This window comes from Pseudomonas sp. AOB-7, from assembly GCF_003696305.1.
Classification (GTDB): Bacteria; Pseudomonadota; Gammaproteobacteria; order Pseudomonadales; family Pseudomonadaceae; genus Aquipseudomonas.
The window spans coordinates 133,198-159,077 of the sequence record NZ_RFFK01000001.1; the positions used below are offsets into that span (position 1 = coordinate 133,198).

General features: G+C 66.5%; 24 protein-coding genes. 13 read left to right on the top strand and 11 right to left on the bottom strand.

All coding sequences use genetic code 11. From position 1 onward, the window contains the following. Window positions 1-88: 88 nt before the first annotated feature. Both EA796_RS00625 and EA796_RS00630 read right to left on the bottom strand, forming a co-directional pair. The gene (locus EA796_RS00625; RefSeq protein WP_122107122.1) at window positions 89-871 is read right to left on the bottom strand and encodes an ABC transporter substrate-binding protein; all 783 of its coding nucleotides are present in this window, start codon (window positions 869-871) and stop codon (window positions 89-91) included. Window positions 872-971: 100 nt separating this feature from the next. Continuing rightward, window positions 972-1,595 (bottom strand): TetR/AcrR family transcriptional regulator, encoded by a 624-nt coding sequence (locus EA796_RS00630; protein WP_122107123.1) that lies wholly within the window; start codon window positions 1,593-1,595, stop codon window positions 972-974. A 241-nt stretch (window positions 1,596-1,836) separates the two neighbouring features. Here EA796_RS00630 and EA796_RS00635 point away from each other — a divergent pair, with 241 nt between their 5' ends. The 8 genes from EA796_RS00635 (at window position 1,837) to EA796_RS00670 (ending at window position 13,261) form a co-directional block, all read left to right on the top strand. Then, window positions 1,837-3,624 (top strand): acyclic terpene utilization AtuA family protein, encoded by a 1,788-nt coding sequence (locus EA796_RS00635; protein WP_122107124.1) that lies wholly within the window; start codon window positions 1,837-1,839, stop codon window positions 3,622-3,624. 17 nt (window positions 3,625-3,641) lie between these two features. Further along, window positions 3,642-4,511: an SDR family oxidoreductase gene (locus EA796_RS00640; RefSeq protein ID WP_122107125.1), complete on the top strand. Its 870-nt coding sequence runs from the start codon at window positions 3,642-3,644 to the stop codon at window positions 4,509-4,511. Between the two features lie 4 nt (window positions 4,512-4,515). Continuing rightward, window positions 4,516-6,132: a geranyl-CoA carboxylase subunit beta gene (gene atuC / locus EA796_RS00645; RefSeq protein ID WP_122107126.1), complete on the top strand. Its 1,617-nt coding sequence runs from the start codon at window positions 4,516-4,518 to the stop codon at window positions 6,130-6,132. 25 nt (window positions 6,133-6,157) lie between these two features. Beyond that, window positions 6,158-7,318 carry a citronellyl-CoA dehydrogenase gene (gene atuD, locus EA796_RS00650; protein ID WP_122107127.1) on the top strand — a complete coding sequence of 387 codons (1,161 nt, stop codon included), beginning with the start codon at window positions 6,158-6,160 and terminating at the stop codon, window positions 7,316-7,318. A 10-nt stretch (window positions 7,319-7,328) separates the two neighbouring features. Next, window positions 7,329-8,126 carry an isohexenylglutaconyl-CoA hydratase gene (atuE, locus tag EA796_RS00655; protein ID WP_122107128.1) on the top strand — a complete coding sequence of 266 codons (798 nt, stop codon included), beginning with the start codon at window positions 7,329-7,331 and terminating at the stop codon, window positions 8,124-8,126. 137 nt (window positions 8,127-8,263) lie between these two features. After that, a complete protein-coding gene (locus tag EA796_RS00660) occupies window positions 8,264-10,252 on the top strand; it encodes an acetyl/propionyl/methylcrotonyl-CoA carboxylase subunit alpha (protein ID WP_122107129.1) in 1,989 nt (662 codons plus the stop codon). Between the two features lie 60 nt (window positions 10,253-10,312). Beyond that, window positions 10,313-11,140, top strand: a complete 828-nt coding sequence (locus EA796_RS00665; protein WP_122107130.1) for an NAD(P)-dependent oxidoreductase — start codon at window positions 10,313-10,315, stop codon at window positions 11,138-11,140. 294 nt (window positions 11,141-11,434) lie between these two features. Further along, window positions 11,435-13,261 carry a long-chain-acyl-CoA synthetase gene (locus EA796_RS00670; RefSeq protein ID WP_122107131.1) on the top strand — a complete coding sequence of 609 codons (1,827 nt, stop codon included), beginning with the start codon at window positions 11,435-11,437 and terminating at the stop codon, window positions 13,259-13,261. A gap of 52 nt (window positions 13,262-13,313) precedes the next feature. Here EA796_RS00670 and EA796_RS00675 read toward each other — a convergent pair whose 3' ends face one another. The 8 genes from EA796_RS00675 to EA796_RS00710 all read right to left on the bottom strand — a co-directional run bounded on the left by EA796_RS00675 (window position 13,314) and on the right by EA796_RS00710 (window position 20,602). Next, window positions 13,314-13,808: a hypothetical protein gene (locus tag EA796_RS00675; protein ID WP_256679051.1), complete on the bottom strand. Its 495-nt coding sequence runs from the start codon at window positions 13,806-13,808 to the stop codon at window positions 13,314-13,316. A gap of 93 nt (window positions 13,809-13,901) precedes the next feature. After that, the gene (locus EA796_RS00680; protein WP_122107133.1) at window positions 13,902-14,585 is read right to left on the bottom strand and encodes a hypothetical protein; all 684 of its coding nucleotides are present in this window, start codon (window positions 14,583-14,585) and stop codon (window positions 13,902-13,904) included. After that, a complete protein-coding gene (locus tag EA796_RS00685; RefSeq protein WP_122107134.1) occupies window positions 14,582-15,154 on the bottom strand; it encodes an RNA polymerase sigma factor in 573 nt (190 codons plus the stop codon). The genes EA796_RS00680 and EA796_RS00685 overlap by 4 nt, the downstream gene beginning before the upstream one ends. Beyond that, window positions 15,151-16,863, bottom strand: a complete 1,713-nt coding sequence (locus EA796_RS00690) for a VWA domain-containing protein (protein ID WP_122107135.1) — start codon at window positions 16,861-16,863, stop codon at window positions 15,151-15,153. The genes EA796_RS00685 and EA796_RS00690 overlap by 4 nt, the downstream gene beginning before the upstream one ends. A 66-nt stretch (window positions 16,864-16,929) precedes the next feature. Beyond that, window positions 16,930-18,399, bottom strand: a complete 1,470-nt coding sequence (locus EA796_RS00695; RefSeq protein ID WP_122107136.1) for a PLP-dependent aminotransferase family protein — start codon at window positions 18,397-18,399, stop codon at window positions 16,930-16,932. 194 nt (window positions 18,400-18,593) lie between these two features. Then, window positions 18,594-19,406: an OmpA family protein gene (locus EA796_RS00700; protein WP_031302982.1), complete on the bottom strand. Its 813-nt coding sequence runs from the start codon at window positions 19,404-19,406 to the stop codon at window positions 18,594-18,596. Then, complete coding sequence (locus EA796_RS00705; protein ID WP_122107137.1) at window positions 19,406-19,759, bottom strand: DUF4398 domain-containing protein; 354 nt, start codon at window positions 19,757-19,759, stop codon at window positions 19,406-19,408. The genes EA796_RS00700 and EA796_RS00705 overlap by 1 nt, the downstream gene beginning before the upstream one ends. A gap of 9 nt (window positions 19,760-19,768) precedes the next feature. Next, window positions 19,769-20,602: an ABC transporter substrate-binding protein gene (locus EA796_RS00710; RefSeq protein ID WP_021443546.1), complete on the bottom strand. Its 834-nt coding sequence runs from the start codon at window positions 20,600-20,602 to the stop codon at window positions 19,769-19,771. 115 nt (window positions 20,603-20,717) lie between these two features. Between EA796_RS00710 and EA796_RS00715 the strand changes: the two genes are divergently transcribed. Beyond that, window positions 20,718-21,647: an alpha/beta fold hydrolase gene (locus EA796_RS00715; RefSeq protein ID WP_122107138.1), complete on the top strand. Its 930-nt coding sequence runs from the start codon at window positions 20,718-20,720 to the stop codon at window positions 21,645-21,647. 362 nt (window positions 21,648-22,009) lie between these two features. On the opposite strand, the gene EA796_RS00720 is transcribed toward EA796_RS00715, so the two are convergent. Next, entirely contained in the window at window positions 22,010-22,705 is a 696-nt protein-coding gene (locus tag EA796_RS00720) for a S24 family peptidase (protein ID WP_122107139.1), read from the bottom strand. 160 nt (window positions 22,706-22,865) lie between these two features. Between EA796_RS00720 and EA796_RS00725 the strand changes: the two genes are divergently transcribed. From EA796_RS00725 to EA796_RS00740, 4 genes are read left to right on the top strand one after another with little or no spacing between them, the layout of a single operon-like run. Next, window positions 22,866-23,204 (top strand): helix-turn-helix domain-containing protein, encoded by a 339-nt coding sequence (locus EA796_RS00725; RefSeq protein ID WP_122107140.1) that lies wholly within the window; start codon window positions 22,866-22,868, stop codon window positions 23,202-23,204. 2 nt (window positions 23,205-23,206) lie between these two features. Then, on the top strand, window positions 23,207-23,638 hold the full coding sequence (locus EA796_RS00730; protein ID WP_122107141.1) for a hypothetical protein: 432 nt from the start codon (window positions 23,207-23,209) through the stop codon (window positions 23,636-23,638). Continuing rightward, window positions 23,635-23,832: a hypothetical protein gene (locus EA796_RS00735; protein WP_122107142.1), complete on the top strand. Its 198-nt coding sequence runs from the start codon at window positions 23,635-23,637 to the stop codon at window positions 23,830-23,832. The genes EA796_RS00730 and EA796_RS00735 overlap by 4 nt, the downstream gene beginning before the upstream one ends. After that, window positions 23,825-25,873: a DNA-binding protein gene (locus tag EA796_RS00740; protein ID WP_122107143.1), complete on the top strand. Its 2,049-nt coding sequence runs from the start codon at window positions 23,825-23,827 to the stop codon at window positions 25,871-25,873. The genes EA796_RS00735 and EA796_RS00740 overlap by 8 nt, the downstream gene beginning before the upstream one ends. The last annotated feature ends 7 nt before the right edge of the window (window positions 25,874-25,880 follow it).

The following is a 25,880-nucleotide window of genomic DNA, read 5'->3' on the forward strand; positions in this document are numbered from 1 at the left end:
GCAAGCGCCGCATATCGACTCCCCCAAAAATCCTTCTTCTAGTAAACGGCAGCCTACTCCAGTCGCGCCCCGAGCGACCAGAGGGTTTTCAGTCCGGCGCGGTTTTATCGCCGAGGGTCAGGTGGTAACGACGCAATAGCCTCATCAATTCGCCATCGGCCTGTAATCTTTCCAGCAGCTGCGCCATCTGCTGCGGCGTCAGCGGGCCGTCCGGGCGCAGCAGCACCTGGTGCCGGTAGACCTGGTCGAAGCGCTCGGATACCAGCAAGCCGGCCGCCGCCTCCGGATAGCGCTCCAGGTACAGCTGCAGATAGGAACGGGTGATCACCGCGACATCGGCACGCTGCCGTTGCAGCAGGCGCAGGTTGCTGTCGTGGGAATAGGTCAGCACCGCCTTGAAGGTGCGCCCAAGGTAGTCCTGGTCGGCGTTGTAACCGGCGAAGCCATAGTGATAGCCGCTGTACAGGGCCATGCGCTTGCCGGCGAAATCGGCGAAGTACTCCTGGCCGCGCCCCGGTGCAGCGGCGGCGACGTAGACCTCGGCATCCTCGATATCCAGCGGCAGGCCGAGATGGGGCGTGTCCTGCCAGCCCCACTGGCTGGACTCGAACAGGATCAGGTCGTAGCGCCCGTTTTCCAGATCGCGGTAACGCCGCGTGGCCGAGGTCGGCACCAGCACGAAGCGATACTCGTCCTGCAGGCGGTTCAGCGCCTGCAGCAGCTCCGGCACCAGGCCGCGCGGCTGCGGCGCCTCGGGTTTGAACAGATAGGGCGGGAAGTGATAGCCGCCGACGCGCACCTGCTGCGCGGCATCGGCAGCAAAGGCGTGCAGCAACAGGCAGGCAAACAGGCAAACAGCTAACGCACGCAAACTCGACCTCTCGTCACGGAACACAGAGCGGAAATCAGGCGAACGTCCCGTGTTCGAAGCCGACGCAGCGGCAGTTGCCCTAGAGCCTAGACCAGTTTTTTCATCCTTCCTTGCACACCAGCGACAAGGCCTCCTCGGCCAATTGATCGAGGCTCATCGGCCCCTGCGGGCGGAACCAGGTGGTGGTCCAGCTCAGCGCGCCGGTGAGGAAACGTCGCTGGATAAAGGGATCGCCCTGGAAGTAACCGGCCTCGCGGGCTTCGCCCAGCACCTGCAGCCAGATCTGCTCGTAGGTATCGCGCAGCGCCAACACCTGCGCCTGGCCCTCGTCCGACAGCGAGCGCCACTCGTACACCAGCACCGCCATGGCCTCGCCGGTGCCGCCCATGATCGACTGCAGCTCGCAGCGGATTAGCGCCAGCAGGCGCTCGCGGGTGCCCTGCGCCTCGACCAGCGCAGCGCGCATCAAGGCGGTGTTGTAAAGGATGGTTTCCTCCATCACCGCCTTGAGGATCTCGTCCTTGCTCTTGAAGTGATGAAAGATGCTGCCCGACTGGATGCCCACCGCGCCGGCCAGGTCGCGCACCGTGGTGCGCTCGAAGCCCTTGCTGCGAAACAGGTGGGCGGCCATCTGCAGCAGCTTGCCCCGGGCGCTGTCCGGGTCGGTGACGTGGCCACCGCTGACCAGCTCCTGCATCACCGCCTGGGCCTTGTGTTCGTCCACGCTGACTTCTCCTGGTATTGGCTGCGCTGCGGCGGCCCGTTGCTTTCACGGATTCTGCAAGCCGCCGGCAAGTGCTTGTCTTACTTAATGAAATATATGCGATGAAATTTATGCCCCCGCGCCTGACCAAGCAAGCGCTTGGCCGCACTTTTGGCGGGAAAGCCCTCTTTTCCGACTTTTCAACCAAGCGCTTGCTTGGTAGTGTTGGTTTCAGCTTCCCAACCTGTGACGGGCCATCGCCATGAGCAAAACCCTACGCATCGGCTGCGCTTCCGCCTTCTGGGGCGACACCTGCACCGCCGCCGCCCAGCTGGTGCGGGGGGCCGAGCTGGATTACCTGGTGTTCGACTACCTAGCCGAAGTGACCATGTCGATCATGGCCGGCGCCCGCATGAAGAAGCCGGACGAGGGCTACGCCCGCGACTTCGTCGAGGTGCTCGCGCCGCTGCTGGGCGAGATCGCGCAGAAGAAGATCCGCGTGATCAGCAACGCCGGCGGGGTCAACCCCACGGCTTGCGCCGCGGCCCTCGAGGCGGCATGCGAGCAGGCCGGGGTGAAGCTGAAGATCGCCGTGCTGCACGGCGACAACCTGCAGCCCAAACTCGGCGAGCTGGTCAAGGCCGGCACCCGCGAGATGTTCAGCGGCGCGCCGCTGCCGCCCTTCTGCGTGTCGGTCAACGCCTACCTGGGTGCGCCGGGCATAGTCGCCGCGCTGGAGCAAGGCGCCGACATCGTCATCACCGGCCGCGTGGTCGACAGCGCCGTGGTCAGCGCCGCCCTGGTGCACGAGTTCGGCTGGGCCTGGAGCGATTACGACAAGCTGGCCCAGGCCGCGCTGGCCGGGCACATCATCGAATGCGGCGCGCAGTGCACCGGCGGTAACTTCACCGACTGGCGCGCGGTGCCGGACTACGAACACATCGGTTTTCCCATCGTCGAGGTGCAGGCCGATGGCCGTTTCGTCGTGACCAAGCCGGAGGGTTCCGGCGGCCTGGTCACGCCTTTTACCGTTGGCGAGCAGCTGCTCTACGAGATCGGCGACCCGCGCGCCTATCTGCTGCCGGACGTGGTCTGCGATTTCACCGCCGTCGAGCTGACCCAGGTCGGCGCCGACCGCGTCGAGCTCAAGGGCGCGCGCGGCCTGCCGCCGACCGCGCAATACAAGGTCAGCGCCACCCACCCGGACGGTTTCCGCTGCACCGCCAGCTGCCTGCTCGCCGGCATCGACGCGGTGGCCAAGGCCGAGCGGGTCAGCCAGGCGATCATCGCCAAGACCGAGGCGCTGTTCGCCGAGCGCGGCTGGGGCGCCTATCAGGAAGTCAGCATCGAGCTGCTGGGTAGCGAGGCCACCTACGGCCCGCACGGTCGGCGCCGGGATTGCCGCGAGGTGGTGGTGAAGATCGCCGTGCGCCACGCCAAGAAGGAGGCCCTGGTGCTGTTCTCCCGCGAGATCGCCCAGGCCGCCACCGGCATGGCGCCGGGGCTGACCGGCATAGTCGGCGGCCGCCCCACCGTCTTCCCGGTGATCCGCCTGTTCAGCTTCCTGGTGGACAAGAGCGCCTGCGAGCTGGCGGTGGAAATCGGCGGCCAGCGCAGCCCGGTCGCCCTGCCCCGGGTGGAGCTGTTCGATCCGGAGCACATCGCCGCCGAAGTCGCCGTGCCCGCCCCCACAGGCAGCGCCGACGTCACGGTGCCGCTGGTGCAACTGGCCGTGGCCCGCTCCGGCGACAAGGGCAACCACAGCAATATCGGTGTGATGGCGAGAAAGCCCGAGTACCTGGCGTGGATCGCCGCTGCGCTGACGCCCGAAGCCGTGGCGCAATGGATGGGCCATGTCCTGGATCCGCAAGCCGGCAAGGTCAGCCGCTGGCACCTGCCGGGCAGCCACAGCCTCAACTTCCTGCTGGAAAATGCCCTGGGCGGTGGCGGCGTGGCCAGCCTGCGTATCGACCCGCAGGGCAAGGCCTTCGCCCAGCAGCTGCTGGAATTCCCGGTACCGGTGCCGCGCGCACTGGCCGACAGCCTGTAACAAGGACAACCAGAACGATGAGCTACGACTCCGTATTCAAACCTGGCCTTTTCGCAGGCCAGACCATCCTGGTTACCGGCGGTGGCAGCGGTATCGGTCGCTGCGTGGCCCACGAGCTGGCCCATCTCGGCGCCCACGTGGTGCTGGTCGGACGCAAGCAGGAAAAACTGGAGAAAACCTGCGCCGAGATCATCGAAGACGGCGGCAGCGCCAGCTTCCAGGTCTGCGACATCCGTGACGAAGAAGCGGTGAAGGCCATGGTCGGCGCGGTGATTGCGCAGCTCGGACGCATCCATCACCTGGTCAACAACGCCGGCGGCCAGTTCCCTGCGCCGCTGATTGGCATCAACCAGAAAGGTTTCGAGACCGTGGTGCGCACCAACCTGGTGGGCGGTTTTCTGGTGGCCAAGGAAGTCTTCCTGCAGAGCATGAGCAAGACCGGCGGCAGCATCGTCAACATGCTCGCCGACATGTGGGGCGGCATGCCGGGCATGGGCCATTCGGGGGCGGCGCGGGCGGGTATGGAGAACTTCACCAAGACCGCCGCCTACGAGTGGGGCCACGCCGGCGTGCGGGTCAACGCCGTGGCGCCGGGCTGGATCGCCTCCAGCGGTATGGACACCTACCCCGAGTCGATGAAGAACATGATCCGCAACCTCAAGGATCACGTGCCGCTGCAGCGCATCGGCAGCGAGTCCGAGGTGGCGTCGGCCATCGTTTTTCTGCTCAGCCCGGGCGCCAACTTCATCAGCGGCAACACCATCCGCATAGACGGTGCAGCCAGCCAGGGCACCCGTGCCTGGACGCTGGGCAAGGCGAGAAACAGCGAGCCCTACAACGGTTTCCACCGGGCCTACCTGCCCGATGTACTGAAAGATCAGGAGTAAGGCGATGCCCGTGATCCAATCGGAAATCGACGTGCATGGCGACGCCTTCGCGCAGAACCGCGCGGCCATGCTGGCGGCCATCGCGGCCTTTCGCGACGTCGAGCAGAAGGTGCTCGACAAGGCACAGGAGGCCAAGGCCAAGTTCGACAAGCGCGGCCAGTTGCTGCCGCGCGAACGCCTCAACCTGCTGCTCGATGCCGGCGCGCCCTTTCTCGAACTGGCCTCGCTGGCCGGCTACAAGCTGCACGACGACAAGGACGGCAGCCAGGCCGGCGGTGGCCTGATCGCCGGCATCGGCTACATCGCCGGTGTACGCTGCCTGGTGATCGCCAACAACAGCGCGATCAAGGGCGGCACCATCTCCCCCACGGGCCTGAAAAAATCCCTGCGCCTGCAGCAGATCGCCTTCGAAAACAAGCTGCCGGTGGTGACCCTGGCCGAGAGCGGCGGCGCCAACCTCAACTACGCCGCCGACATCTTCGTCGAGGGCGCACGTGGCTTCGCCAACCAGGCGCGCATGTCCGCCATGGGCCTGCCGCAGATCACCGTGGTGCACGGCTCCAGTACCGCCGGCGGGGCCTACCAGCCCGGCCTGTCCGACTACGTGGTGGTGGTGCGCGGCAAGGCCAAGATGTTCCTCGCCGGCCCGCCATTGCTCAAGGCCGCCACCGGCGAGATCGCCACCGACGAGCAACTCGGTGGCGCCGAGATGCACGCCCAGGTCGCCGGCACCGCCGAGTACCTGGCCGAGAACGATGCCGATGGCGTGCGCCTGGCGCGCGAGATAGTCGGCATGCTGCCGTGGAACCAGCAGCTGCCGGCTCGTGAGAAACGCACCTGGCGCGAGCCGCTGTACTCGGCCGAGGAACTGCTCGGCATCGTCCCGGCGGACGCCAAGAAGCCCTACGACGTGCGCGAGATCATCGCGCGTATCGCCGACGGCTCGGCGTTTCTCGACTTCAAGAACGAGTTCGACAGCCAGACCGTCTGCGGCCACCTGCAGATCGAAGGCCAGGCCTGCGGCTTTATCGGCAACAACGGCCCGATCACCCCACAGGGCGCGGCCAAGGCGGCGCAATTTATCCAGCTGTGCGAGCAGAGCAACACGCCGATCCTGTTCTTTCACAACACCACCGGTTTCATGGTCGGCACGGAATCCGAGCAGAACGGCGTGATCAAGCACGGCTCGAAGATGATCCAGGCCGTGGCCAACGCCACGGTGCCCAAGCTGACCATAGTGGTCGGCGGCTCCTATGGGGCCGGCAACTACGCCATGTGCGGAAGGGGGCTGGACCCGCGCTTTATCTTCGCCTGGCCCAACAGCAAGACCGCCGTGATGGGCGGCGCCCAGGCTGGCAAGGTGCTGCGCATCGTCACCGAGGAAAAACACGCCAAGGAAGGCAAGGAAGCCGATCCGAAAATGCTCGATATGCTGGAAACCGTGACCGCGCAAAAACTCGACAGCCAGTCCACTGCGCTGTACGGCACCGCCAGCCTGTGGGACGACGGCCTGATCGACCCGCGCGATACGCGCAAGCTGCTGGGCTTCTTGCTGGACATCTGCGCCGAAGCCAATCTGCGGCCCCTGAAATCCAATCGTTTCGGCGTCGCTCGTTTCTGACCCTCATCATCGGAGCACAACAACAATGATCTTCACCCAGGAACACGAAGAACTCCGCCGCACCGTCCGTAACTTCGTCGACAAGGAAATCAATCCGCACGTCGACGCCTGGGAGAAGGAAGGCCGCTTCCCCATCCACGACATCTTCAAGAAGGCCGGCGAGCTGGGCCTGCTGGGCATCTCCAAGCCGGAGAAATTCGGTGGCATGGGCCTGGACTACAGCTACTCCATCGTCGCCGCCGAGGAGTTCGGCACCATCCATTGCGGCGGCATCCCCATGTCCATCGGCGTGCAGACCGACATGTGCACCCCGGCCCTGGCACGCTTCGGCTCCGATGAACTGCGCGAGGAGTTCCTGCGCCCGGCCATCAGCGGCGAGATGGTCGGCTGCATCGGCGTCTCCGAAGTCGGCGCCGGCTCCGACGTGGCGGGCCTGAAGACCACGGCGCGCAAGGACGGCGACGACTACATCATCAACGGCAGCAAGATGTGGATCACCAACTCTCCGAGTGCCGACTTTATCTGCCTGCTGGCCAACACCTCGGACGACAAGCCGCACGTCAACAAATCGCTGATCATGGTGCCGATGAAGACCCCGGGCATCAGCGTCAGCCCGCACCTGGACAAGCTCGGCATGCGCAGCTCGGAGACCGCCCAGGTGTTCTTCGACAACGTGCGCGTGCCGCAGCGCTATCGTATAGGGGCCGAAGGCGCCGGCTTTATGATGCAGATGCTGCAGTTCCAGGAAGAGCGCCTGTTCGGCGCGGCCAACATGATCAAGGGCCTGGAGCACTGCGTCGACAGCACCATCGACTACTGCAAGCAGCGCCACACCTTCGGCCAACCGCTGATCGACAATCAGGTCATCCACTTCCGCATGGCCGAATTGCAGACCGAGATCGAGTGCCTGCGCGCACTGGTCTACCAGGCCACCGAACAGTACGTGAAGGGCCGCGACGTGACCAAGCTGGCGTCCATGGCCAAGCTCAAGGCCGGCCGCCTGGGCCGCGAGGTGTCCGACGCCTGCCTGCAGTACTGGGGCGGCATGGGCTTCATGTGGGACAACCCGGTGTCGCGCGCCTACCGCGACGTGCGCCTGGTCAGCATCGGCGGCGGTGCCGACGAAATCATGCTCGGCATCATCTGCAAGCTGATGGGCATCCTGCCCGGCAAGAAAAAGGGCTGAGGAGGCGACCATGGCCGAACTGCCGAATTGCCAGACCCTGCTGCTGGAGCAGGTCGAGGGCGTGCTCTACGTCACCCTCAACCGCCCGGACAGCCGCAACGCCATGAGCCTGGCCATGGTCGGCGAACTGCGCGCCACCCTGGAGGCCGTGCGCCACGACGCCGGCGTGCGCGCCCTCGTGCTGCGCGGTGCCGATGGCCACTTCTGCGCCGGCGGCGATATCAAGGACATGGCCGGCGCCCGAGCCCGCGGCGGCGACGCCTACCGCGAGCTGAACCGCGCCTTCGGTGCGCTGCTGGAAGAGGCCCAGGCCGCTCCGCAGGTACTGGTGGCGGTGCTGGAAGGCGCCGTGCTCGGCGGCGGCTTCGGCCTGGCCTGCGTGTCCGACGTGGCCATCGCGGCGAGCGGCGCCAAGTTCGGCCTGCCGGAAACCACCCTGGGCATCCTCCCGGCGCAGATCGCCCCCTTCGTGGTGCGGCGCATCGGCCTGACCCAGGCGCGCCGCCTGGCCCTGACCGCCGCCCGCTTCGACGGCGCCGAGGCGTTGCGCCTGGGCCTGGTGCACTACTGCGAGCACGATGACGCCGCCCTGCAGCAGCGCCTGGACGAAACCCTGGCGCAGATCCGCCAGTGCGCGCCCCAGGCCAACGCCCAGACCAAGGCTCTGCTGCTGGCCAGCGAGCGCGAGGCCCTCGGCCCGCTGCTCGACCGCGCCGCCGAACAGTTCGCCGCGGCCGTCACCGGCGCCGAGGGCGTCGAAGGCACCCTGGCCTTCGTGCAGAAACGCAAGCCCAGGTGGGCAGAGTGAAACCCTAGGGTGGATGTCGCTTTTCACATCCACCAATTCAGACCCGCCAAACGGTGGATCGATAAAGCTCGATCCACCCTACGCAAGAACAGCGCAGCCCGGCAGCAATCCGGGGATCGCCCCACAGGAGCACAAAGATGCCAGCCTTCAACAAGATCCTGGTCGCCAACCGTGGCGAGATCGCCTGCCGGGTGATGCGCACCGCCATCGAACTCGGCTACCGCACCGTGGCGGTGTACTCCGAGGCCGATAGCGATGCCCGCCATGTGCAGATCGCCGACGAAGCCGTGTGCATCGGCCCGGCTCAGGTCAGCCAGTCCTACCTGCGCATCGACGCCATCATCGAGGCCGCGCGCAAGACTGGCGCCGACGCCATCCACCCCGGCTACGGCTTTCTCTCCGAGAACGCCGACTTTGCCCGCGCCTGCGAGGCGGCCGGCATCGTCTTTATCGGCCCGACCGCTTCCGCCATCCATCTGATGGGCAGCAAGCGCCTGTCGAAGATCGCCATGCTGGAGGCCGGCGTGCCCTGCATTCCCGGCTACGAAGGCGCCGCCCAGGACGACGAGACCCTGGCCAGCGAAGCCGAGCGCATCGGCTACCCGCTGATGATCAAGGCCAGCGCCGGTGGCGGCGGCCGTGGCATGCGCCTGGTGCAGGAATCCGCCGAACTGCTGGGGCAGATCCGCACCGCCCGCTCGGAAGCGCAGAATGCCTTCGGCTCCGGCGAGCTGATCCTCGAGCGCGCGGTGATCCGCCCGCGCCATGTGGAGATCCAGGTCTTCGGCGACCAGCACGGCAATATCCTCTACCTCGGCGAGCGCGACTGCTCGGTGCAGCGCCGCCACCAGAAGGTGGTCGAGGAAGCGCCCTGCCCGGTGATGACACCCGAGCTGCGCCGCGCCATGGGCGAGGCCGCGGTGAAGGCGGCGGCCTCGGTCAACTACGTCGGCGCCGGCACCGTGGAATTCCTGCTCGGTGCCAGCGGCGAATTCTTCTTCCTGGAAATGAACACCCGCCTGCAGGTGGAGCACCCGGTCACCGAGCTGATCACCGGCCAGGACCTGGTGGCCTGGCAGATTCGCGTGGCCGAGGGCCAGCCCCTGCCGCTGCAGCAGGATGAAATCCGTCTCACCGGCCATGCCATGGAAGTACGCCTGTACGCCGAGGATTCGGCCGCCGGCTTCCTGCCGCAAACCGGCCAGGTGCTGCGCTGGGAGCCGGAATTGCTGAGCGGCGTGCGCATCGATCACGGCCTGGTCGAAGGCCAGGCCGTAACACCCTTCTACGACCCGATGCTGGCCAAGGTCATCGCCTACGGCGAAACCCGCGACGAAGCGCGGCGCAAGCTGCTGCGCGCCGTGGAGAACTGCGTGCTGCTGGGGGTGAACGGCAACCAGCGCTTTCTCGCCAACCTGCTCAAGCACCCGGAGTTCGCCGCCGGCAACGCCACCACCGCCTTTATCGCCGAACATTTCGCAGGCGATCCCAGCCTGCAGCCGCACACCGCCAGCCTGGCCGAGCTGGCCGTGGCCGCCGCCCTGCTCTACCAGGCCTCGGCCGACGCCCGCGCGCACCAGCCCGGCCTCGCCGGCTGGCGCAGCGCCGGCAGCGCACCCTGGCGCTTCGTCCTCAAGCAGGGCGAACACAAGCACGCCGTGGAACTGGACGTGATCGCCAGCGGCCCGCAGGCGCAGCTGTGCGTGCGTCGGGGCGAGGAGCAGCTGTCTCTGCGCCTGCTGGCCAGCGACGGCCGCTGGCTGAGCCTGGAACTGGACGGCGTGCGCCGCCGCCAGGCCTATCACAGCGACGGCGAGCGTCTGTGGCTGTACGGTGAACACGGCAACCTGGAGCTACAGGACGTCACCCACGAGCCGGCCGGTGGCCAGAACGCCGCCAGCAGCGGCGCGGTGAAGGCCCCGATGGATGGCGCCATCGTCGACGTACTGATCGCCGAGGGCGCCAGCGTGAGCAAGGGGCAACTGCTGGTGGTACTGGAAGCGATGAAGATGGAACACCCACTCAAGGCCGGCGTCGACGGCATCGTCCGCCGCGTCGGCGTGAGCCAGGGCGACCAGGTCAAGAACCGCCAGTTGCTGGTGGAGATCGAAGCAGCAGAAGCCTGATGCAGGGTGGATGGCGCTTCATCCATCCACCCTACGACTACAACAACAAGAGGAACGCCCATGTCACTTTCCGGCAAGACCCTGTTCATCACCGGCGCCAGCCGTGGCATCGGCCGCGAGATCGCCCTCAAGGCCGCCGCCGACGGCGCCAATATCGTCATCGCGGCCAAGAGCGCCGAGCCACACCCGAAGCTGGCAGGCACCATCCATAGCGTCGCCGCCGAGGTCGAGGCCGCTGGCGGCCAGGCCCTGGCCCTGCAACTGGACGTGCGCGACGAACAGGCCGTGGCCGCCGCCATGGCCCGCGCCGCCGAGCACTTCGGCGGCATCGACGCGCTGGTCAACAACGCCGGGGCGATCAAGCTGGTGGGCGTGGAGAAGCTCGAACCCAAGCGCTTCGACCTGATGTACCAGATCAACACTCGCGCGGTGATGGTGTGCAGCCAGGCAGCGCTGCCCTATCTGAAAAAGAGCCCCGGCGGACATATCCTCAACCTGTCGCCACCGCTCAACCTCGACGCCAAGTGGTTCGCCCAGCACGGCCCCTACACCGTCACCAAGTACGGCATGAGCATGCTCACCCTAGGCATGAACGAGGAATTCAAGAAGTACGGCATCAGCGTCAACTCGCTGTGGCCCAAGACCATGATCGCCACCGCCGCCATCGAGTTCGAACTGGGCAGCCGCGACGCCTTCAAACGCGCGCGCACCCCGGCCATCATGGCCGACGCCGCCCACGCCATCCTGAGTAGCGAAGGCCGCAGCCTCACCGGGCGCCTGCTGATCGACGAGGACATCCTGCGTGAACGGGGCGTCAGCGACTTCGAGCAGTATCGCTTCGATCCCGCTGGCGGCAGCCTGGTGCCCGACCTGTTCGTCGATCCGTAGGGCGGGTGCCACCCGCCACCATCGCCTTCATAACCCGGATGCAATCCGGGGATCCCGTGCGCGGATTTACCCGGATTGCATCCGGGCTCCAGGCGCCGCCCCGTAGGGTGCGCCGCGCGCACCGAGACGACCCGCGAATCTGCGCCTGGCCCGGTGCGCACAGCGCACCCTACGACACGGTGCGTATTTGCCGATCTGCCCACCGCTGAACGCACCTGGGCCATGGCTGGTGCGCGCCAGGCTGACTAGAGTCAGGACTCGCCTCCAATTCATAACAGCCCAAGTGCGAGCCCCATGAGCCAAGCCGATCTGATTTCGCCCTTCCGCTTCCTGGCCCACCTGCCGCAGCACCTGCCGCGCGTGCCGCGCATGCTGCGCGGCCTGTACTACGCCGGCATCCGCAACCGCGAGAAGAAGCTGTCGCTGGCCTGGGCGCTGCAGCGCGCCGCGCAGCTGCATCCCGAGCGTCCGGCGCTGCTGGACGAGCAACGCCGGCTCAGCTACCGCGCCTTCAATGCTTGGGCCAACCGCCTGGCTTGGGCGTTCAAGGCCGAAGGCGTCGGCCATGGCGACGTGGTGGCGGTGATGCTGGAGAACCGCCTGGAGCTGCTGGCGATCCTCGCCGCCCTGAGCAAACTCGGCGCCGTGGGCGCGCTGATCAACACCACCCAGCGCGGCAAGGTACTGGCGCACAGCTTCAACCTGGTCAAACCCGGCTTTCTGGTGATCGGCGACGAACTGCTCGGCGCCTTCGAGGAAATCGCCGCACAACTGCACAATCAGCAGGCCAAACGCTATTGGATCGCTGACCAGGACTGCCTGCGCGATCCCGGCCAGGCGCCAGATGGCTGGCTCAACCTGATGCAACTGGCCGCCGGCCAGGCCCAGGACAACCCGCCGGACAGCCAGCGCGTACGCATGAAGGATGCCTGCTTTCTGATCTACACCTCCGGCACCACCGGCCTGCCCAAGGCCTCGATCATGAGCCACGGCAAGTGGATCAAGGCCTATGGCGGCTTCGGCCATTCCGGCCTGACCCTGAACGAGCACGACGTGCTCTACCTCACCCTGCCCTGCTACCACAACAACGCCGTCACCGTATGCTGGAGCGCGGCCCTGGCCGGCGGTGCGGCCATCGCCCTGCGCCGCAAGTTCTCCGCCAGCGCCTTCTGGAGCGACGTGGCGCGTTACCAGGCCACCTGCTTCGGTTACATCGGTGAACTGTGCCGCTACCTGCTCAACCAGCCGGAAACCGATAGCGAAAGGAACAACAGCCTGCGCTGCATGATCGGCAACGGCCTGCGCCCCTCGATCTGGGCCGAGTTCAAGCAGCGCTTCGGCGTCGAGCAGATCACCGAGTTCTATGCCTCCAGCGAAGGCAATATCGGCTTCACCAACGTCTTCAACTTCGACAATACCGTCGGCTATACCCCGGCCACCTACGCCATCGTCCGTTACGACCTGGAAAACGACCGCCCCGTGCGCGGCAAGAAGGGCTTTCTGCAAAAGGCCGACAAGGGCGAAGCCGGCCTGCTGATCAGCGAAATCAGCGCCAAGTGGCCGTTCGACGGCTACACCGATCCGGCCAAGAGCGAGGCGGCGATTCTGCGCGACGTGTTCAAGAAGGGCGACGCCTGGTTCAACACCGGCGACCTGATGCGCGACATAGGCTGCAAGCACGCGCAGTTCGTCGACCGCCTCGGCGATACCTTCCGCTGGAAGGGCGAGAACGTCTCCACCACCGAGGTGGAAAACGTGCTCGGCGCCTTCCCCGGGGTGGAGGATGCGGTGGTCTACGGCGTGGAAATCACCGGCACCAATGGCCGCTGCGGCATGGCCGCGCTGCGCCTGGCGCCAGGCTTCGAGCTGGACGGCGCCGCGCTGGCCGCGCACCTGGATCGCGAACTGCCGGCCTACGCCGCGCCGCTGTTCGTGCGCCTGCTCGGTGAGGTGGAGACCACCGGCACCTTCAAGTACAAGAAGACCGACCTCAAGCAGGCCGGCTACGACCCGAGCCGGGTCGATGGGCCGCTCTACGTGCGCCTGCCCGGCACGGCGAGCTTCCAACCGCTGGATGACGAGCTGCATGCGGCCATCGCGCGCCAGGCTTACCGTTTCTGAACGTTCGAACGCCTGGCAAGCGCTAGGGAGGGTGCGCCGCGCACCGGCCGCACTACTGCTTGAACTCGAACTGCAACTCGGCGCCTTCGATGGACTCCCAGTAGTCGTCCACCCGCTCGTTGCTGATCAGCCGACCGCTGAGCTGGAAGGGGCTGACAGTCTCGGGTTTGTCGCCGAACAGGGGCGGCAGCAATGGCGAGAGCTCCTCGCGGGTTTCGCTCTCCAGCGCTTGCTCGAACAGCTCCTGCGGCACGCTCAGATCCAGCGCCGGTTTCGGCTCGGGTTCGGGCTTGAGCTGCGGCGCGGCGGCCGGCTTGGGCTTGGCAGCGGCCTGAGGTTTGCCAGGCGCGGCTGGTTTGACTTCGGCGGCTTCGGCCGGCGACGCCGGCTCGACGGGCTTAGGCTTGGCAACCTCGGCTGCAGGCGCCTCAACCGGCGCGGCAAGCGGCGCCGGAACAGGCTCGGGCTGCTGCGCCACAGGCTCCGCCGTACGCTCGCAGGCGCTCAGCCAAGCCAGGCACAGCAGCAACGGAAGGGACTTACGCATCATGGGACAAGGGTAACTCGGTCGACGATGCGCTCATGCTCCCCTGCCCGTGCCTGGCTGGCAAGCCGGCTTACACGACTTTTACCTCGCCCTTCATTCCTGAAGCGGCTCGGCAGCCAGATGGCTCAGCTCGGCTTCGATATCCAGTTGCGGATAATCGGCCTGCAACTGCTCCAGCAAACGCTTTGCCTCGGCCTGCTTGCCCGTACGCCGCAGCTCCAGCAGACGCAGCAAGGCCTCGCGCGGCTCGCTCTGGCTCACCAACTCGGCCATGGGCGCTATGGCCGCGGTGCTGGCCATCGGCGCGTCGGCCATCGCGGCAGGTGGCGCCGAGCGTGCCATGACCTCGGCCTTCATCCGTTCCTCAGGAGCGGCCATGCGCGCCACCGACTCGCCCTCGGCAGCACGCTTGGCCGCCATCGGCGCGGAGGCTGGCGCAGCTGGGCTCATGGCCACGCTGGGCGGCACGGCATCGAATGCCTCCGGAGTCTGCTCCAGGGTGCGCCAGGTCAGGCTGACGCCGATGCCGACGCAGGCCAGCCCGGCTACCGCCACCGACCAGCGCTGCCGGCCACTGCCGAACAGCCAGTGATGCAGGCGCTGCGCCCAGCCAGTGCTGGCCGCGGCCGTATCGGGCTGGCGCGCTTCGCGCGCGGCCGCGCTTGCCGCCGCCAGGATGCGTGCGTCCAGCTCGGCCGAGGGTTCGCCTTCGCCATGGGCACGAAAATGCGCCAGCAGCGCCTGTTCGTGGTCCAGTGTTTCGCGATCGTGGGTCATGCGGACAACTCCTCGGTGGCCAGCAGCCGGCGCAGTTTCTGCAGGGCATAACGCAGACGGCTCTTGACCGTCTCGGCCGGCGTGCGGGTCAACTCGGCAATCTCGTTCAGTTCCAGGTCGCCATGGGCGCGCAGCAGGAACACCTCGCGCTGGTCGGCCGGCAGGTCCGCCAGCGCGGCCTGTAGGCGCTGGCTGTCGCGGCTCAGGCCGAGCTGCTGCTCCGGGCCCGGCTGCGGGTCCGCCTGGGCGTGCTGGCCTTCATCGTACGCGTCGTGGCCGGCCTGGTGCCTGCCAGTCTTGCGCCAGTGGTCGATCAGCCGGTTGCGGGCGATCTGGTACAGCCAGGTCTTGAACAGCACCGCCTCGCGCTGTTCGCTCTGGCTGCGCACCAGGCTCATCCAGGTTTCCTGGAATACTTCCTCGGCCAGGGCGTGATCGCCGCACAGGCCGAGCAGAAAGCGGAACAGACCCATCCGATGGCGCTGGTACAGCGCATTGAAGGCCGCGGCGTCGCCGCGGCGGTAACGCCGCAACAGGGCGGCGTCGTCATCCGTGAGGGGTGCGTTCACTGCTGAACTCGTACTGGAGTGGAGCCGGAAGTTTGCAGGCTCTGGGCGATTTCGGCCAGCTGGATGAACTCGCCGCGCAGGCCGAAGCGATCCTCGCCCTTGCCCGAGCGGGCCAGCGCGATGCTCTGCGCCAGATCGAAGTCGCCGGTGTAACGGCCGTCCTTGAGCTGCTGGGCGAAGGCGGCCACGGCCGCGGCGAAACGCAGATCCTCGCTGGCGGCCGCAACCGGTTTCGCCTCGTCACGCGCAATGGGTCGTTCCAGCAGGCGACTGCTCGCTTCCCCCGGCGCCTTGTAGCGAATCCGCAGCCAGGCCAGCTCGCCGCTCTTTCCAGCCGGTTGAATGCTGCTCTGATAGCGCAATGGCTCCAGCCAGCCCTTGCCACCAGCCGGCACGATCTCGTACAGCGCGGTGACCGTATGCCCTGCGCCGATCTCGCCGGCATCGACCTTGTCGTTGCTGAAATCCTCGCGTTTGAGCGCACGGTTCTCGTAGCCCAGCAGGCGGTATTCGCTGACCTCGGCCGGGTTGAATTCCAGCTGCAGCTTGACGTCGCTGGCCACCGTGGCGAGGGTCGAGCCGAGCTGGTCGACCAGCACCTTGCGCGCCTCGCGCAGGTTGTCGATATAGGCGTAGTTGCCGTTGCCGGCGTCGGCCAGCTGCTCCATCAGGCGCTCGTTGTAGTTGTCCACGCCAAAGCCCAGGGTGGTCAGCGACACGCCGCTCTTGCGCTTTTCGGCGGCCAGTTGCTTGAGGCTGTCGAAGTCGCTGATGCCGACGTTGAAGTCGCCGTCGGTGGCCAGCAGGATGCGGTTGATGCCGCCGTCGATCAGGTGCTTGCTCGCCTGCCGATAGGCCAGTTGAATGCCCGACTCGCCGGCGGTGGAGCCGCCCGCGGTCATCTGGTCGATGGCCGTGCGAATGGCCGCCTTGTCGCCGCCGGACGTGGAGTCCAGCACCACCTGACTGGCGCCGGCATAGGTGACCAGCGACACGCGGTCCTGCGGGCGCAACTGGTCGACCAGCAGCTTGAGCGTACCCTGCACCAGCGGCAGGCCTTCGCGGCGGTGCATCGAGCCGGAGACATCGACCAGAAACACCAGGTTGGCCGGCGGCAGCTCATCCAAGCTGCGGTCCGACGCCTTGATGGCGATACGCAGCAGGCGCGTGTCGGGATTCCAGGGCGTGACCGCCAGTTCGGTGCTGACGCCAAAAGGCGCGTCGCCCTGCGGCAACGGGTAGGCGTAGGGGAAGTAGTTGACCAGCTCTTCCAGACGCACCGCATCCTTCGGCGGCAGTTGCCCGCCATTGAGGAAACGCCGCACGTTGGCGTAGCTGCCGGTGTCCACGTCGATGCTGAAGGTCGACACCGGCGTCTCCGCCACGGCGAATACCGGGTTGTCCGCGTAGGTCTGGTACTGCTCGCGCGCCACGTCGCGGTAGCCCGGCGGCAAGGTATCGAGCATGGGGCTGGGGACAGGGGCGACATGGTTGGGCAGTAGGCTCTCGCGCTTGCGCGTCAGCTCGGCACGTGCCTCGGCGGCGACTGGCGCCGCCAGGCTGTCGTGCAGCGCGGCGGCCGGCGCGGCGGGCTTGCCCTGCGCCTCGGCTTCGGGGCCCGAGACGCTGCAGGCGGCCAGGGCGAGCAACACACCGGCGGCGAAACCGGCGGCGAGCGGACGAACGAGCAGTACGGAATAAGCGGACATGGTGCAGCTCCTGAGCAATGGCATGGAACCTTCGCTCAGGTAGACGCAGCCCCTGCCCGATTCGGGTTAAACCGCTATGCCGCCCGCCCGCTCCAGCGACAAGCCGCCGCTCACCTCCTGGCACAGCTGGCTGGCCAGCATGCCCAGGGTCATCAGCGCGCGCTCGGCCTCGCGGTTCCACGGGATGCCGCAGTTCAGCCGCACGCAATGGTTGAACTGCTCGGTGTTGCTGAAGATCAGCCCGGGGGCTATGGAGATGCCCTGCTGCAGCGCGCGCACGTGCAGGTCCTTGGTATTGACCCGCACCGGCAGGCTGACCCAGAGGATGAAGCCGCCCTTGGGCCGGGTCATCTGCGTACCGTCGGGGAAATACTGCTGCACCGCCAGCTGGAAGGCGCTGAGGTTCTTTCGGTACTCCTGGCGGATGAAACGCAGGTGGCGGTCGTAACCGCCGTTTTCCAGGTAGGCGGCCACCGCCATCTGCGTCACGCTGCACGCCGAGTGGGTGGTGAAGGTCTGCAGGCGCTGGATCTCGTCCTGGTACTTGCCGGCGACTATCCAGCCGATGCGCACGCCGGGCGACAGGGTCTTGGAGAAGCTCGAGCAGTAGATCACCCGGCTGTCGCGATCGTGCGACTTGAGCGCCTTGGTCGGCCCTTGCTCGAACATCAGCTCGCCGTAGATATCGTCCTCGATGATCTGGATGTCGTAGTCGCCGGCCAGGCGCAGCAACTGACGCTGGCGTTCCTCGGGAACGGTGCCGCCGAGCGGGTTGGACAGCCGCGCGGTGAGCACCAGCGCCTTGATCGGCCACTGGTTGGCCGCCAGCTGCAAGGCCTCCAGGCTGATGCCGGTGGTCGGGTCACTGGGAATCTCGATCACCTTGAGGCCGAGCAGGTCGGCCAGCTGCAGCAGGCCGTAGTAGGTCGGCGACTCGGCGGCGATCAGGTCGCCCGGCTGGGTCAGCACGCGCAGGCTCATCTGCAGGGCGTCGACGCAGCCATGGGTGATCACCACCTCGGACGGGTCGACCACCACCCCGGCGTCGCGCATGCGGATCGCCACCTGCCGGCGCAGCGGCTCGAAGCCGGGGCTGAACATGTAGCTGAAGGCGCGCGGGCTGTGGAAACGGGTGACCTTGGCCAGTTGCTGGTGCAGCGCGCGCACCGGCAGGTAGTCGACGTGCGGCACCGCGGCGCCCAGCGGGAACACCCCCTCGCGGCGCGACTCGGTCAGCACCTGGTTGATGATGCTGCTGCGGGTGACCAGGCCGGGGCGTTCGACCCGTGCAATATCCGGGGTCGGCGCGGTCAGCGCCGGTGTCTGGTGCACGTAGAAGCCGGACTGCGGCCGCGCGCGGATCAGCCCCTGGTCTTCCAGATTGGCGTAGGCCTGCAGCACGGTGGCATGGCTGACGTTGAGCTGCGCGCTCATCTTGCGCACCGAGGGTACCCGCTCGCCCGGCTGGTAGACGCCCCGACGAATGTCCTCGGCCAACTGCTGGGCGATGCGCTGGTAGAGCAACAGATTGGTCATGGCCGTCTCCTTCGGGTCGCTGAACCATAACAGTAGCCGATTTACCCGAAAGTGTACTGGCACAGTTCAGAACAGTGTCGGCCATACAGTATCCGTACGGCAGCTGTATGCCTTATGCCCAGGCGATTGCGGCCAGACAGGCGCAGAAACGAAAAACCCCGGCCAGGCCGGGGTTCGTGTGCAGCCGGGCGGATCTAGCGTTCGGCGCCGAGCTGGCCGCGCTCGTCGGAGAAGACGATCTCTACCCGACGGTTCTGCGCCCGCCCGCGCGCCGAGGCATTCTCCGCCACCGGGAAGTCGACGCCGTAGCCGACCACCTGCAGGCGCTTGGCGTCGATGCCCAGGTCCACCAGCAGATCGGCCACGCTCTGCGCCCGCGCGCGCGACAGTTCGAGGTTCTCCTCGGCGCTGCCGGTGTTGTCGGTATAGCCCTCGATACGCACCCGCCGCTGCGGGTTGATCTGCAGGAACTGCACCAGCTTGAGCACGGTGCGGTTGGCCGCCGGCTGCAGTTCGGCGCGCCCGGCATCGAACAGCATGTCGCCCAGGGTCATCACCAGACCGCGCTCGGTCTCGCTGGCGGCGAGGCTGACCATCTGTTCCTCCAGCCAGCCGTTGTGCTGCTGCACGCTGAGCAGCTTGGCCTCGCGCAGGGTCAGCTGCAGGCGCTCACGCTCCAGCTCGAGCTTGGCCACGCGCTCCTGGTTGAGGGCGATCTCGCTGTGCTGACGGGCGATCTCGGCATAACGCTGGCTGAGGTAGGCATAGTGACGCACGTCCGCGCCGCTGCCCCAGTAGCTGGACAGCCGCTCGGCCCGCGCCAGCGATTCGCCCGCGCGAATCACGTCCTTGGGCGCCGCACGCAGTACGTTGGGATCTTCCTTGACCGTCTGGAAGCTGGTGCGCGCCGCTTCCAGGGCCTGGTCGCTGGCCGGCTGCTGGGCCGCGCAACCGCCGAGCAAGGTGGCCGCCAGCAGCAGGGCGGCGATGGGCATCGAGCGGCTCATCACATGGCCCCCAATTGCTGGCGCAGACGACCGATGCGCTGGTTCAGCTCGGCCAGTTGCTCGCGCCCCTTGCCATTGAGGTGCTCGGCCTCGGCCAGGCGGGCGTCCAGTTCGGCCTGCTCGGCCAGCAGCCGGGCCTGCTTGTGGCGACCGTCGTGCAGCGCGGCCTGGGCCTGGGCCAGCTTGTCTTCGGCCTGGCTCAACGGCGCCGATTGCTCGCGGGCCACGCCCAGGGCCTTGGCTTGGGCCAGCGCCTGTTCGGTCAGACGCAGTTGTTCGGTGGGCGCCGGATCGCTGGCGCAGGCCGTCAGGCCCAGCGCCAGCAGCAGCGCGCAAAGGGGTCGATTGATCACGAGAGTTTCCTACTGATTGACGTCGCCGACCGGGTCGGGCTGCATCTGCTGGGCCTTCCACAGCTCCAGGTTGCGTTGCAACAACTGCTCGGGCAGGCCGGCGGCGACCAATTCTGTCATTTTCCGCGCCAGCTGTCCGCGCAGCCAGGGCTCGTTGCACGCCGAGTTATGCGACAGGGTGAGGAACAGACCTTCGCTGGAGATCGGCGGTTCCAGCACCTCCAGGTCGTCGTCCATGCCCAGGGTTTCGGCCAACGCCAGGCCCGGGTAGCGCTCGTAGAGCACGTAGTCGGTGCGCCCGAGCAGCAGCTTCTGGAACGCCTGGGTCAGGCTGGACACACCCTCCAGGGTCAGGTGCTGCTTGGCGTAGGTATCGAACTGCTGGCCGAAGCTGTTGCCCACCAGGGTGTCGCCGGTGCGCCCCTGCAGGTCGACCCAGCTGCCGTAGGGGAAACCTTCGCCCTTGCGCACCCAGACCACGCTGGGGGTGAAGAAGAAGGCCGGATGCACGTAGTCCATGCTCTCCAGACGCGGCAGGGTGAGGAAGGCGCCGGCGATCAGGTCGACCCGCCCGGTGCGCACCTCGTCCTGCGCCCGCGACCAGGGCCCGGTGTGGATCACGTCCACCACCAGACCGAGCTCCTTGGCCAGGTGCTTGAGCAGGTCGGCGTTGGCGCCGATCAGCTGCTGCGGATTCTGCGGATCGCGCCACAGGTAGGGCGGATACTCGGGATTGCCGGTCGCCACCAGGCGCTCGCACTTGCCCACCGCCAGGGCGGCTGCCGGCATCAGCGCCAGGGCGCACCACAGCAGCAGGGACTTAAACAGACAACGCTCGGGCATTGGCTACTCTCGGTTCATGCGGTGATCGACAAGGAAGGTGGGCAAGCCCGGGAAACCATCCATGTTCATGCTAGCTTAATGGCGCCGCCATAATAATTCGCTATAAGGACGCGCCATGAAAAAACTGCTGTTCGGCCTGATACTGCTGCTCGCCGCTGCCGCCGCGACGCTCTACTTCTTTCCGGCGACCCAGCTGGCCAGCCTGCGCCTGATCGAGCAGCAGCGCGCCGGGCTGAGCCACGAACAGCTGCGTGCCGGCGATCTTAACATCCATTACTACCAGGGAGGGCCGGCAAAGGGCGAAACCCTGGTGCTGATCCACGGCTTCGCCGCGGACAAGGATAACTGGCTGCGCTTTTCCCGCCAGCTGACGAATCGCTATCGGGTGATCGCCCTCGACCTGCCCGGCTTCGGCGACAGCGACCGCCCCGTCGGCAGCTACGACGTCGGCACCCAGGCCGAACGCCTGGCGAGCATCCTCGACGCGCTGGATATCGATCGCGCCCATCTGCTGGGCAACTCCATGGGTGGGCATATCGCCGCCCTCTTTGCCGCACGCTACCCGCAGCGGGTGCGCTCGCTGGCGCTGTTCGACAACGCCGGGGTCGAGGCGCCGAGCAAGAGCGAACTCTTCGAACTGCTCGAACGCGGCGTACCCAACCCGCTGGTGGTAAGGCAGCCGCAAGACTTCCAGCGCCTGCTGCAGTTCGTCTTCGTCGAGCCGCCCTACCTGCCCGAGTCGCTCCGGCGCCACCTGGCCGAACGGTCGATGGCCAACCGCGAGCATTACGAGCGGGTATTCCAGCAACTGGTCGAGCGCTATATCCCGCTGGAGCCGGAACTGCCGAAAATCCAGGCCCCGACCCTGCTGCTGTGGGGCGAGCAGGACCGCGTGCTGCATGTGTCCAGCATCGAGGTGATGCGGCCGTTGTTGCGCCAGCCCAGCGTGGTAGTGATGCCGGGCGTCGGCCATGCGCCGATGCTGGAGCGACCGCAGGAAAGCGCCCTGCTCTACCGGCGTTTTCTGGAGGGACTAAGGCGCTGAGGCATCCCGTAAATCAAGCCAACCGGGACTGGCGCACACGGCGTAGACCCACGGGTCTGCCGCTTCGCCTTCGACGGAGCCAAATTATCGATATAAAGGCTACGTCTCTGTTATCTGTTGCCGGGCGCTCCAAGGAAAGCCTAGGGGCCTTTTAGGGTGGGCCGGACGTGTGAGGGGGTGAGATGTTTGGCACAGGGCCGGAGGATGGCGGAAGAAGCCGGAACAAACCGGAAAGCCCCGGACGGTGCGGGGCTCGGCGAGCTGGGCAGTGCCAAAGGGGTGCGCGGCAGGGAGCGCCCCAGGGCTAGGTTGGCTAGCCTGATATTGCGGGAGGTTTGGCACCGCGCCGAAGCGCGGCAGGGTTAAACCATCCAGCCGCCAGCCCATACAACGCGGCCAATGATGTGCAGCTCGGCCAGGCGATCCTTGGGCACAATGATCTCCCGGTACTCGCGGTTGTGGCTGATGACATGCACCGAGCCATCGAAGTCGCGCTGCAGGCGCTTGGCATAGAGATGGTCATCGAGCATGACCACATAAACACCCTCGCCCTCAAGCGTGTTGCGGCTCAGGTCGATCATGACCGTGTCGCCGTCATCTAGCAGACCGAGCATCGAGTCACCGTCCACGCGCAGGCATGCCAGGTCGGCCGGCGTCAGTCCCTTCTTGCGCAGGCTATAGCGAGTAAAGGACAGGTTGACTAGGACGCGCGAACGCTCGTTCCAGGCGCCGCTACCAGCGCTGCAGCGGGCGTCATATAGCGGGACGTAGGCATAGGCGTCTTCATCTTGCTTCGCCGCCCCCCCAAACGCGAGCCACATGGGATCGAGTTTGTTAGCGTGCGCGATCTGAGCCAGGCGGTCGAGCGTAGGGAATGTCTCGCCACTCAGATAACTGCGTATGGCGCCCTCTGACAGACCGCAGGTGCGCGCAAAAGCGCGCGCCCCAGTGTTCCCCATGATCTCTTTGAGCCTTTCTCCGAAGCATCCGATTCCCCCCAGGGGAATCGGATGCTCAGTCTTAGCTGCATCCGATTCATCCGATTCTGCGTAAGTCATTGATTTACCTAGGCTCGCGCTTTTTTCTGTGCGTGCTGTTCACAAAAAAGAATCGGATACGCTTTTATCCGATTGCATGTACTCTTTTTTCTGCGTATGTTTATCCGCAACAGGCTGTTAGACGGCCTTAAAAAACCACCCGCCAAGATGGTTGTTGCTGATGAACATTGCAGAGATGCCACACGACCCGGCCCAGCGCTGGGAGTGGATCAAATACCAACTGCGCATCCACGGCTGCTCGCCCGCCGAACTGGCTCGCCAGCTCGACGTTACCGACCGGGCGGTGCGTGCGGTGAAGCACGCGCCATACCCGCGCATCGAGCGCGCCATCGCAGAACAACTGGACGTACAGCCGATTGAACTCTGGCCAGAGCGCTGGAACCTGGACGGCACCCCGCGCCGCCAGCGGCCTAACCGGGCCGAAACCTTTCCGCGCAGCACCGCCAAGGATAGCCGTTACGTTCCTGTTTCGCACCGTAAAACGGGCACGGAGGCATGAACATGCGCCGCGGAAAAGATGACCGCACCCTAGACATCTTCGATGTTCCCCAGCCGAAGCTGGCAGTCCCTGGCGAGGGCAACTACGCCGCCGAGGTCAGCCTCATGGTTGGCCAGCTTCTCAAAGGCCAGGATCGCCACCAGGTCGCCGCGCATATGTCGCGACTGTCAGGCGATGACGTGAGCAAGTTCATGCTCGACGCCTGGGCCAGTCCGGCCCGCCAGGATCACAACCTGCCTTTCTACCGCGCCGTGCTCTTGGAGCAGGCCTGCGACTGCCATCTACTGACCGACTGGCAGGTTGCCCAACGTGGTGGCCGGGTCGCCTATGGCCGAGAGGCGCTGGATGCCGAGTTGGGCCGTCTGGAGCGCGAGGCCGCAGAGGCCACCCGCAAGGCACGCGAGCTGAAAAAGCTCTTGGGAGACCGGACATGACCAGCATCCCACAAAACCTCCTGGACGATCTGCGCCTGGCTACCGAGTTCTATGACTGCGTCGCTATAGAAAGCAAAGCAGGCCATGACTGCGTCAGCACCGGCGCCTGGCGTGACGCCGAGGAATGGCTGCGCACTGCCGCACTCAACCTCGGCACCCACCTGGCCCGCAAAGGCGAGGTGCCCAATGCGTAAGTGGTTCACCGCCCAAGAGCTGGCTGGCTTGCCGGGGCTGCCGACCACTGACCGGAATATCAGGCAGATGGCCGACCGCGAAGGCTGGGAAGGCCAGCGCCGCCTTGGCTCCAAGGCCATCGAGTACAGTTTCGCCGTCCTGCCGCCCGATACCCAGGCCGCCCTGCTGGCCCGCCTGGTCAACCAAGCCGAGCCGCAGCCCGAGCCTTCCGCCGAACAGAAAACGCCTCAGCGTGACGCGCTTTCCGCGTCACGCTTTAGCGAATCACAGCGCTCAGTGATGCAGGCGCGCCTGGCCTTCGTGCGCGAAATCGAGCGCATGAGCGCCGCCGTCACCCAGCAGCGCGCGATCATGACCCTGGTCGGTCTGGCCCGTGACAACCAGCTCAGCCCGTACCTGGCCGACCGCGTGGTGCGCGCTAACGACCGCAAGACGGCCGACCGCAGTTTGTCCGAGCGCACCCTCAAGCGCTGGCTGTCCGACTACCGCCGCGAAGGCGAGGCCGGTCTGGTGCCGGGCCGTAGCAAGGCTGACATGAGCGTGCCGGACTGGGCGCCCGATTTTCTGCGCCACTACCAGCGCCCGACCAAGCCCAGTGTGGAGGCGGCCTATGCCGAATACTCCGCGAAATGCACGGGCGACCGCCCCAGCATTCACCAGGTGCGCCGCTTCCTGAACAAGCTCAGCCCCGAGGCCCGCGAGCGTGGTCGCCGCAGCCCGCAAGAGCTGAAAGCCCTGCAGCCGTTCAAGCGCCGCGACACCCGCAACCTCCTGCCCGGCGACGTGTACACGGCCGACGGCCACAAGTTCGATGCCGAGGTACTGAACCCGCGCACCGGCAAGCCGTACCGCCCGGAAACAACCACCGTGCTGGACGTGGGCACCCGTCGCGCACTGGGCTACTCCATCGGCGAAGCCGAGTCGACCGTGGGCGTTCTCGATGCCCTGCGCGACGCGGTGAAGCGTGGCGGCATGTTCGCTGTGTTCTACGTCGACAACGGGTCGGGCTTCGCCAACGACACCGTGCGCGAAGTGGTCGACCGCCTCGGCGGCACCATGACCCACGCGCTGCCCTACAACAGCCAGGCGCGTGGTCTGATCGAACGCGCCCACCAGTCCATTTGGGTGACCGCCGCCAAGAAGCTGCCGAGCTACATCGGCGCCGCCATGGACAAGCACGCCGGCACAGCCGTGCATCGGATCAGCCGCAAGCAGCTGCGCGACACTGGTAGCACCCCGCTGATTCCGACCTTCGCCGAGTTCATTGCCGGCGTCGAGTACGAGCTGGAGGCCTACAACAACCGGCCGCATCGGGGCCTGGCGAAAGTCCGCGACCCGCAGACCGGCGCCCTGCGCCACATGAGCCCCAACGAAGCCTGGCAAGCGGCCCTCGACAGCGGCTGGGAACCGATGCTGGCGCCAGCCGAGCTGGTCGAAGACCTGATGCGCCCGCAGGTGATCCGCCCGACCCGCCGCGGCGAAATCGCCTGGGCCGGCCAGCGTTACTTCCTCAATAGCTTGCGCGACTTCCACGGCGAGGAAGTGCGGGTGGCCTACGACGTGCGCGACGCCTCCCGTGTGTGGGTTCGCACTCTGGAAGGCCACCTGCTGGGCGAGGCACTGCTCGACGGCAACGCCAGCGACTACATGCCGCGCAGCATGATCGAGCAAGCCCAGGAGCGCCGCGAGCTGGGCCAGATGAAGCGCGCCATCGACAAGCTGGAAACCACCACGGGCAAGCGCGTCGAGCTGCTAGCCCCGACCAGCGCACCGAGCGCCAACCTGGAGCCGGCGCAGTTGGCCAGCGCACAGCGATACGCCGCCCTGGCCCTGGACGCCCAGGCGGCCGCCTTCACCGTGCCGGGCGACCCGATGGCCCGCTACGACCTGTGGCAGCAACTGAACGCCCGCCTCTTGGCCGGCGAAACCCTCACCGATGACGAAGCCCGCTGGCATGAGCGCTACCCGGCCCACCCGGACTTCGCCTCGATTCAACGCATGTATGACCAATTCGCGGAGCCTGCAACGGCCCGCGCTTGACCAGGGG

What these genes read in the sequence shown, in the direction of transcription:
- EA796_RS00635 (WP_122107124.1), top strand. Translation starts at nt 1,837, where the DNA reads ATGAGCAAAACCCTACGCATCGGCTGCGCTTCCGCCTTCTGGGGCGAC.
- atuE (WP_122107128.1), top strand. Translation starts at nt 7,329, where the DNA reads ATGGCCGAACTGCCGAATTGCCAGACCCTGCTGCTGGAGCAGGTCGAG.
- EA796_RS00690 (WP_122107135.1), bottom strand. Translation starts at nt 16,863, where the DNA reads ATGTCCGCTTATTCCGTACTGCTCGTTCGTCCGCTCGCCGCCGGTTTC.
- EA796_RS00725 (WP_122107140.1), top strand. Translation starts at nt 22,866, where the DNA reads ATGAACATTGCAGAGATGCCACACGACCCGGCCCAGCGCTGGGAGTGG.
- EA796_RS00740 (WP_122107143.1), top strand. Translation starts at nt 23,825, where the DNA reads ATGCGTAAGTGGTTCACCGCCCAAGAGCTGGCTGGCTTGCCGGGGCTG.
- EA796_RS00710 (WP_021443546.1), bottom strand. Translation starts at nt 20,602, where the DNA reads ATGCCCGAGCGTTGTCTGTTTAAGTCCCTGCTGCTGTGGTGCGCCCTG.
- EA796_RS00730 (WP_122107141.1), top strand. Translation starts at nt 23,207, where the DNA reads ATGCGCCGCGGAAAAGATGACCGCACCCTAGACATCTTCGATGTTCCC.
- EA796_RS00640 (WP_122107125.1), top strand. Translation starts at nt 3,642, where the DNA reads ATGAGCTACGACTCCGTATTCAAACCTGGCCTTTTCGCAGGCCAGACC.
- EA796_RS00735 (WP_122107142.1), top strand. Translation starts at nt 23,635, where the DNA reads ATGACCAGCATCCCACAAAACCTCCTGGACGATCTGCGCCTGGCTACC.
- atuC (WP_122107126.1), top strand. Translation starts at nt 4,516, where the DNA reads ATGCCCGTGATCCAATCGGAAATCGACGTGCATGGCGACGCCTTCGCG.
- EA796_RS00680 (WP_122107133.1), bottom strand. Translation starts at nt 14,585, where the DNA reads ATGACCCACGATCGCGAAACACTGGACCACGAACAGGCGCTGCTGGCG.
- EA796_RS00660 (WP_122107129.1), top strand. Translation starts at nt 8,264, where the DNA reads ATGCCAGCCTTCAACAAGATCCTGGTCGCCAACCGTGGCGAGATCGCC.
- EA796_RS00675 (WP_256679051.1), bottom strand. Translation starts at nt 13,808, where the DNA reads ATGCGTAAGTCCCTTCCGTTGCTGCTGTGCCTGGCTTGGCTGAGCGCC.
- EA796_RS00700 (WP_031302982.1), bottom strand. Translation starts at nt 19,406, where the DNA reads ATGAGCCGCTCGATGCCCATCGCCGCCCTGCTGCTGGCGGCCACCTTG.
- EA796_RS00670 (WP_122107131.1), top strand. Translation starts at nt 11,435, where the DNA reads ATGAGCCAAGCCGATCTGATTTCGCCCTTCCGCTTCCTGGCCCACCTG.
- EA796_RS00665 (WP_122107130.1), top strand. Translation starts at nt 10,313, where the DNA reads ATGTCACTTTCCGGCAAGACCCTGTTCATCACCGGCGCCAGCCGTGGC.
- EA796_RS00695 (WP_122107136.1), bottom strand. Translation starts at nt 18,399, where the DNA reads ATGACCAATCTGTTGCTCTACCAGCGCATCGCCCAGCAGTTGGCCGAG.
- atuD (WP_122107127.1), top strand. Translation starts at nt 6,158, where the DNA reads ATGATCTTCACCCAGGAACACGAAGAACTCCGCCGCACCGTCCGTAAC.
- EA796_RS00720 (WP_122107139.1), bottom strand. Translation starts at nt 22,705, where the DNA reads ATGACTTACGCAGAATCGGATGAATCGGATGCAGCTAAGACTGAGCAT.
- EA796_RS00715 (WP_122107138.1), top strand. Translation starts at nt 20,718, where the DNA reads ATGAAAAAACTGCTGTTCGGCCTGATACTGCTGCTCGCCGCTGCCGCC.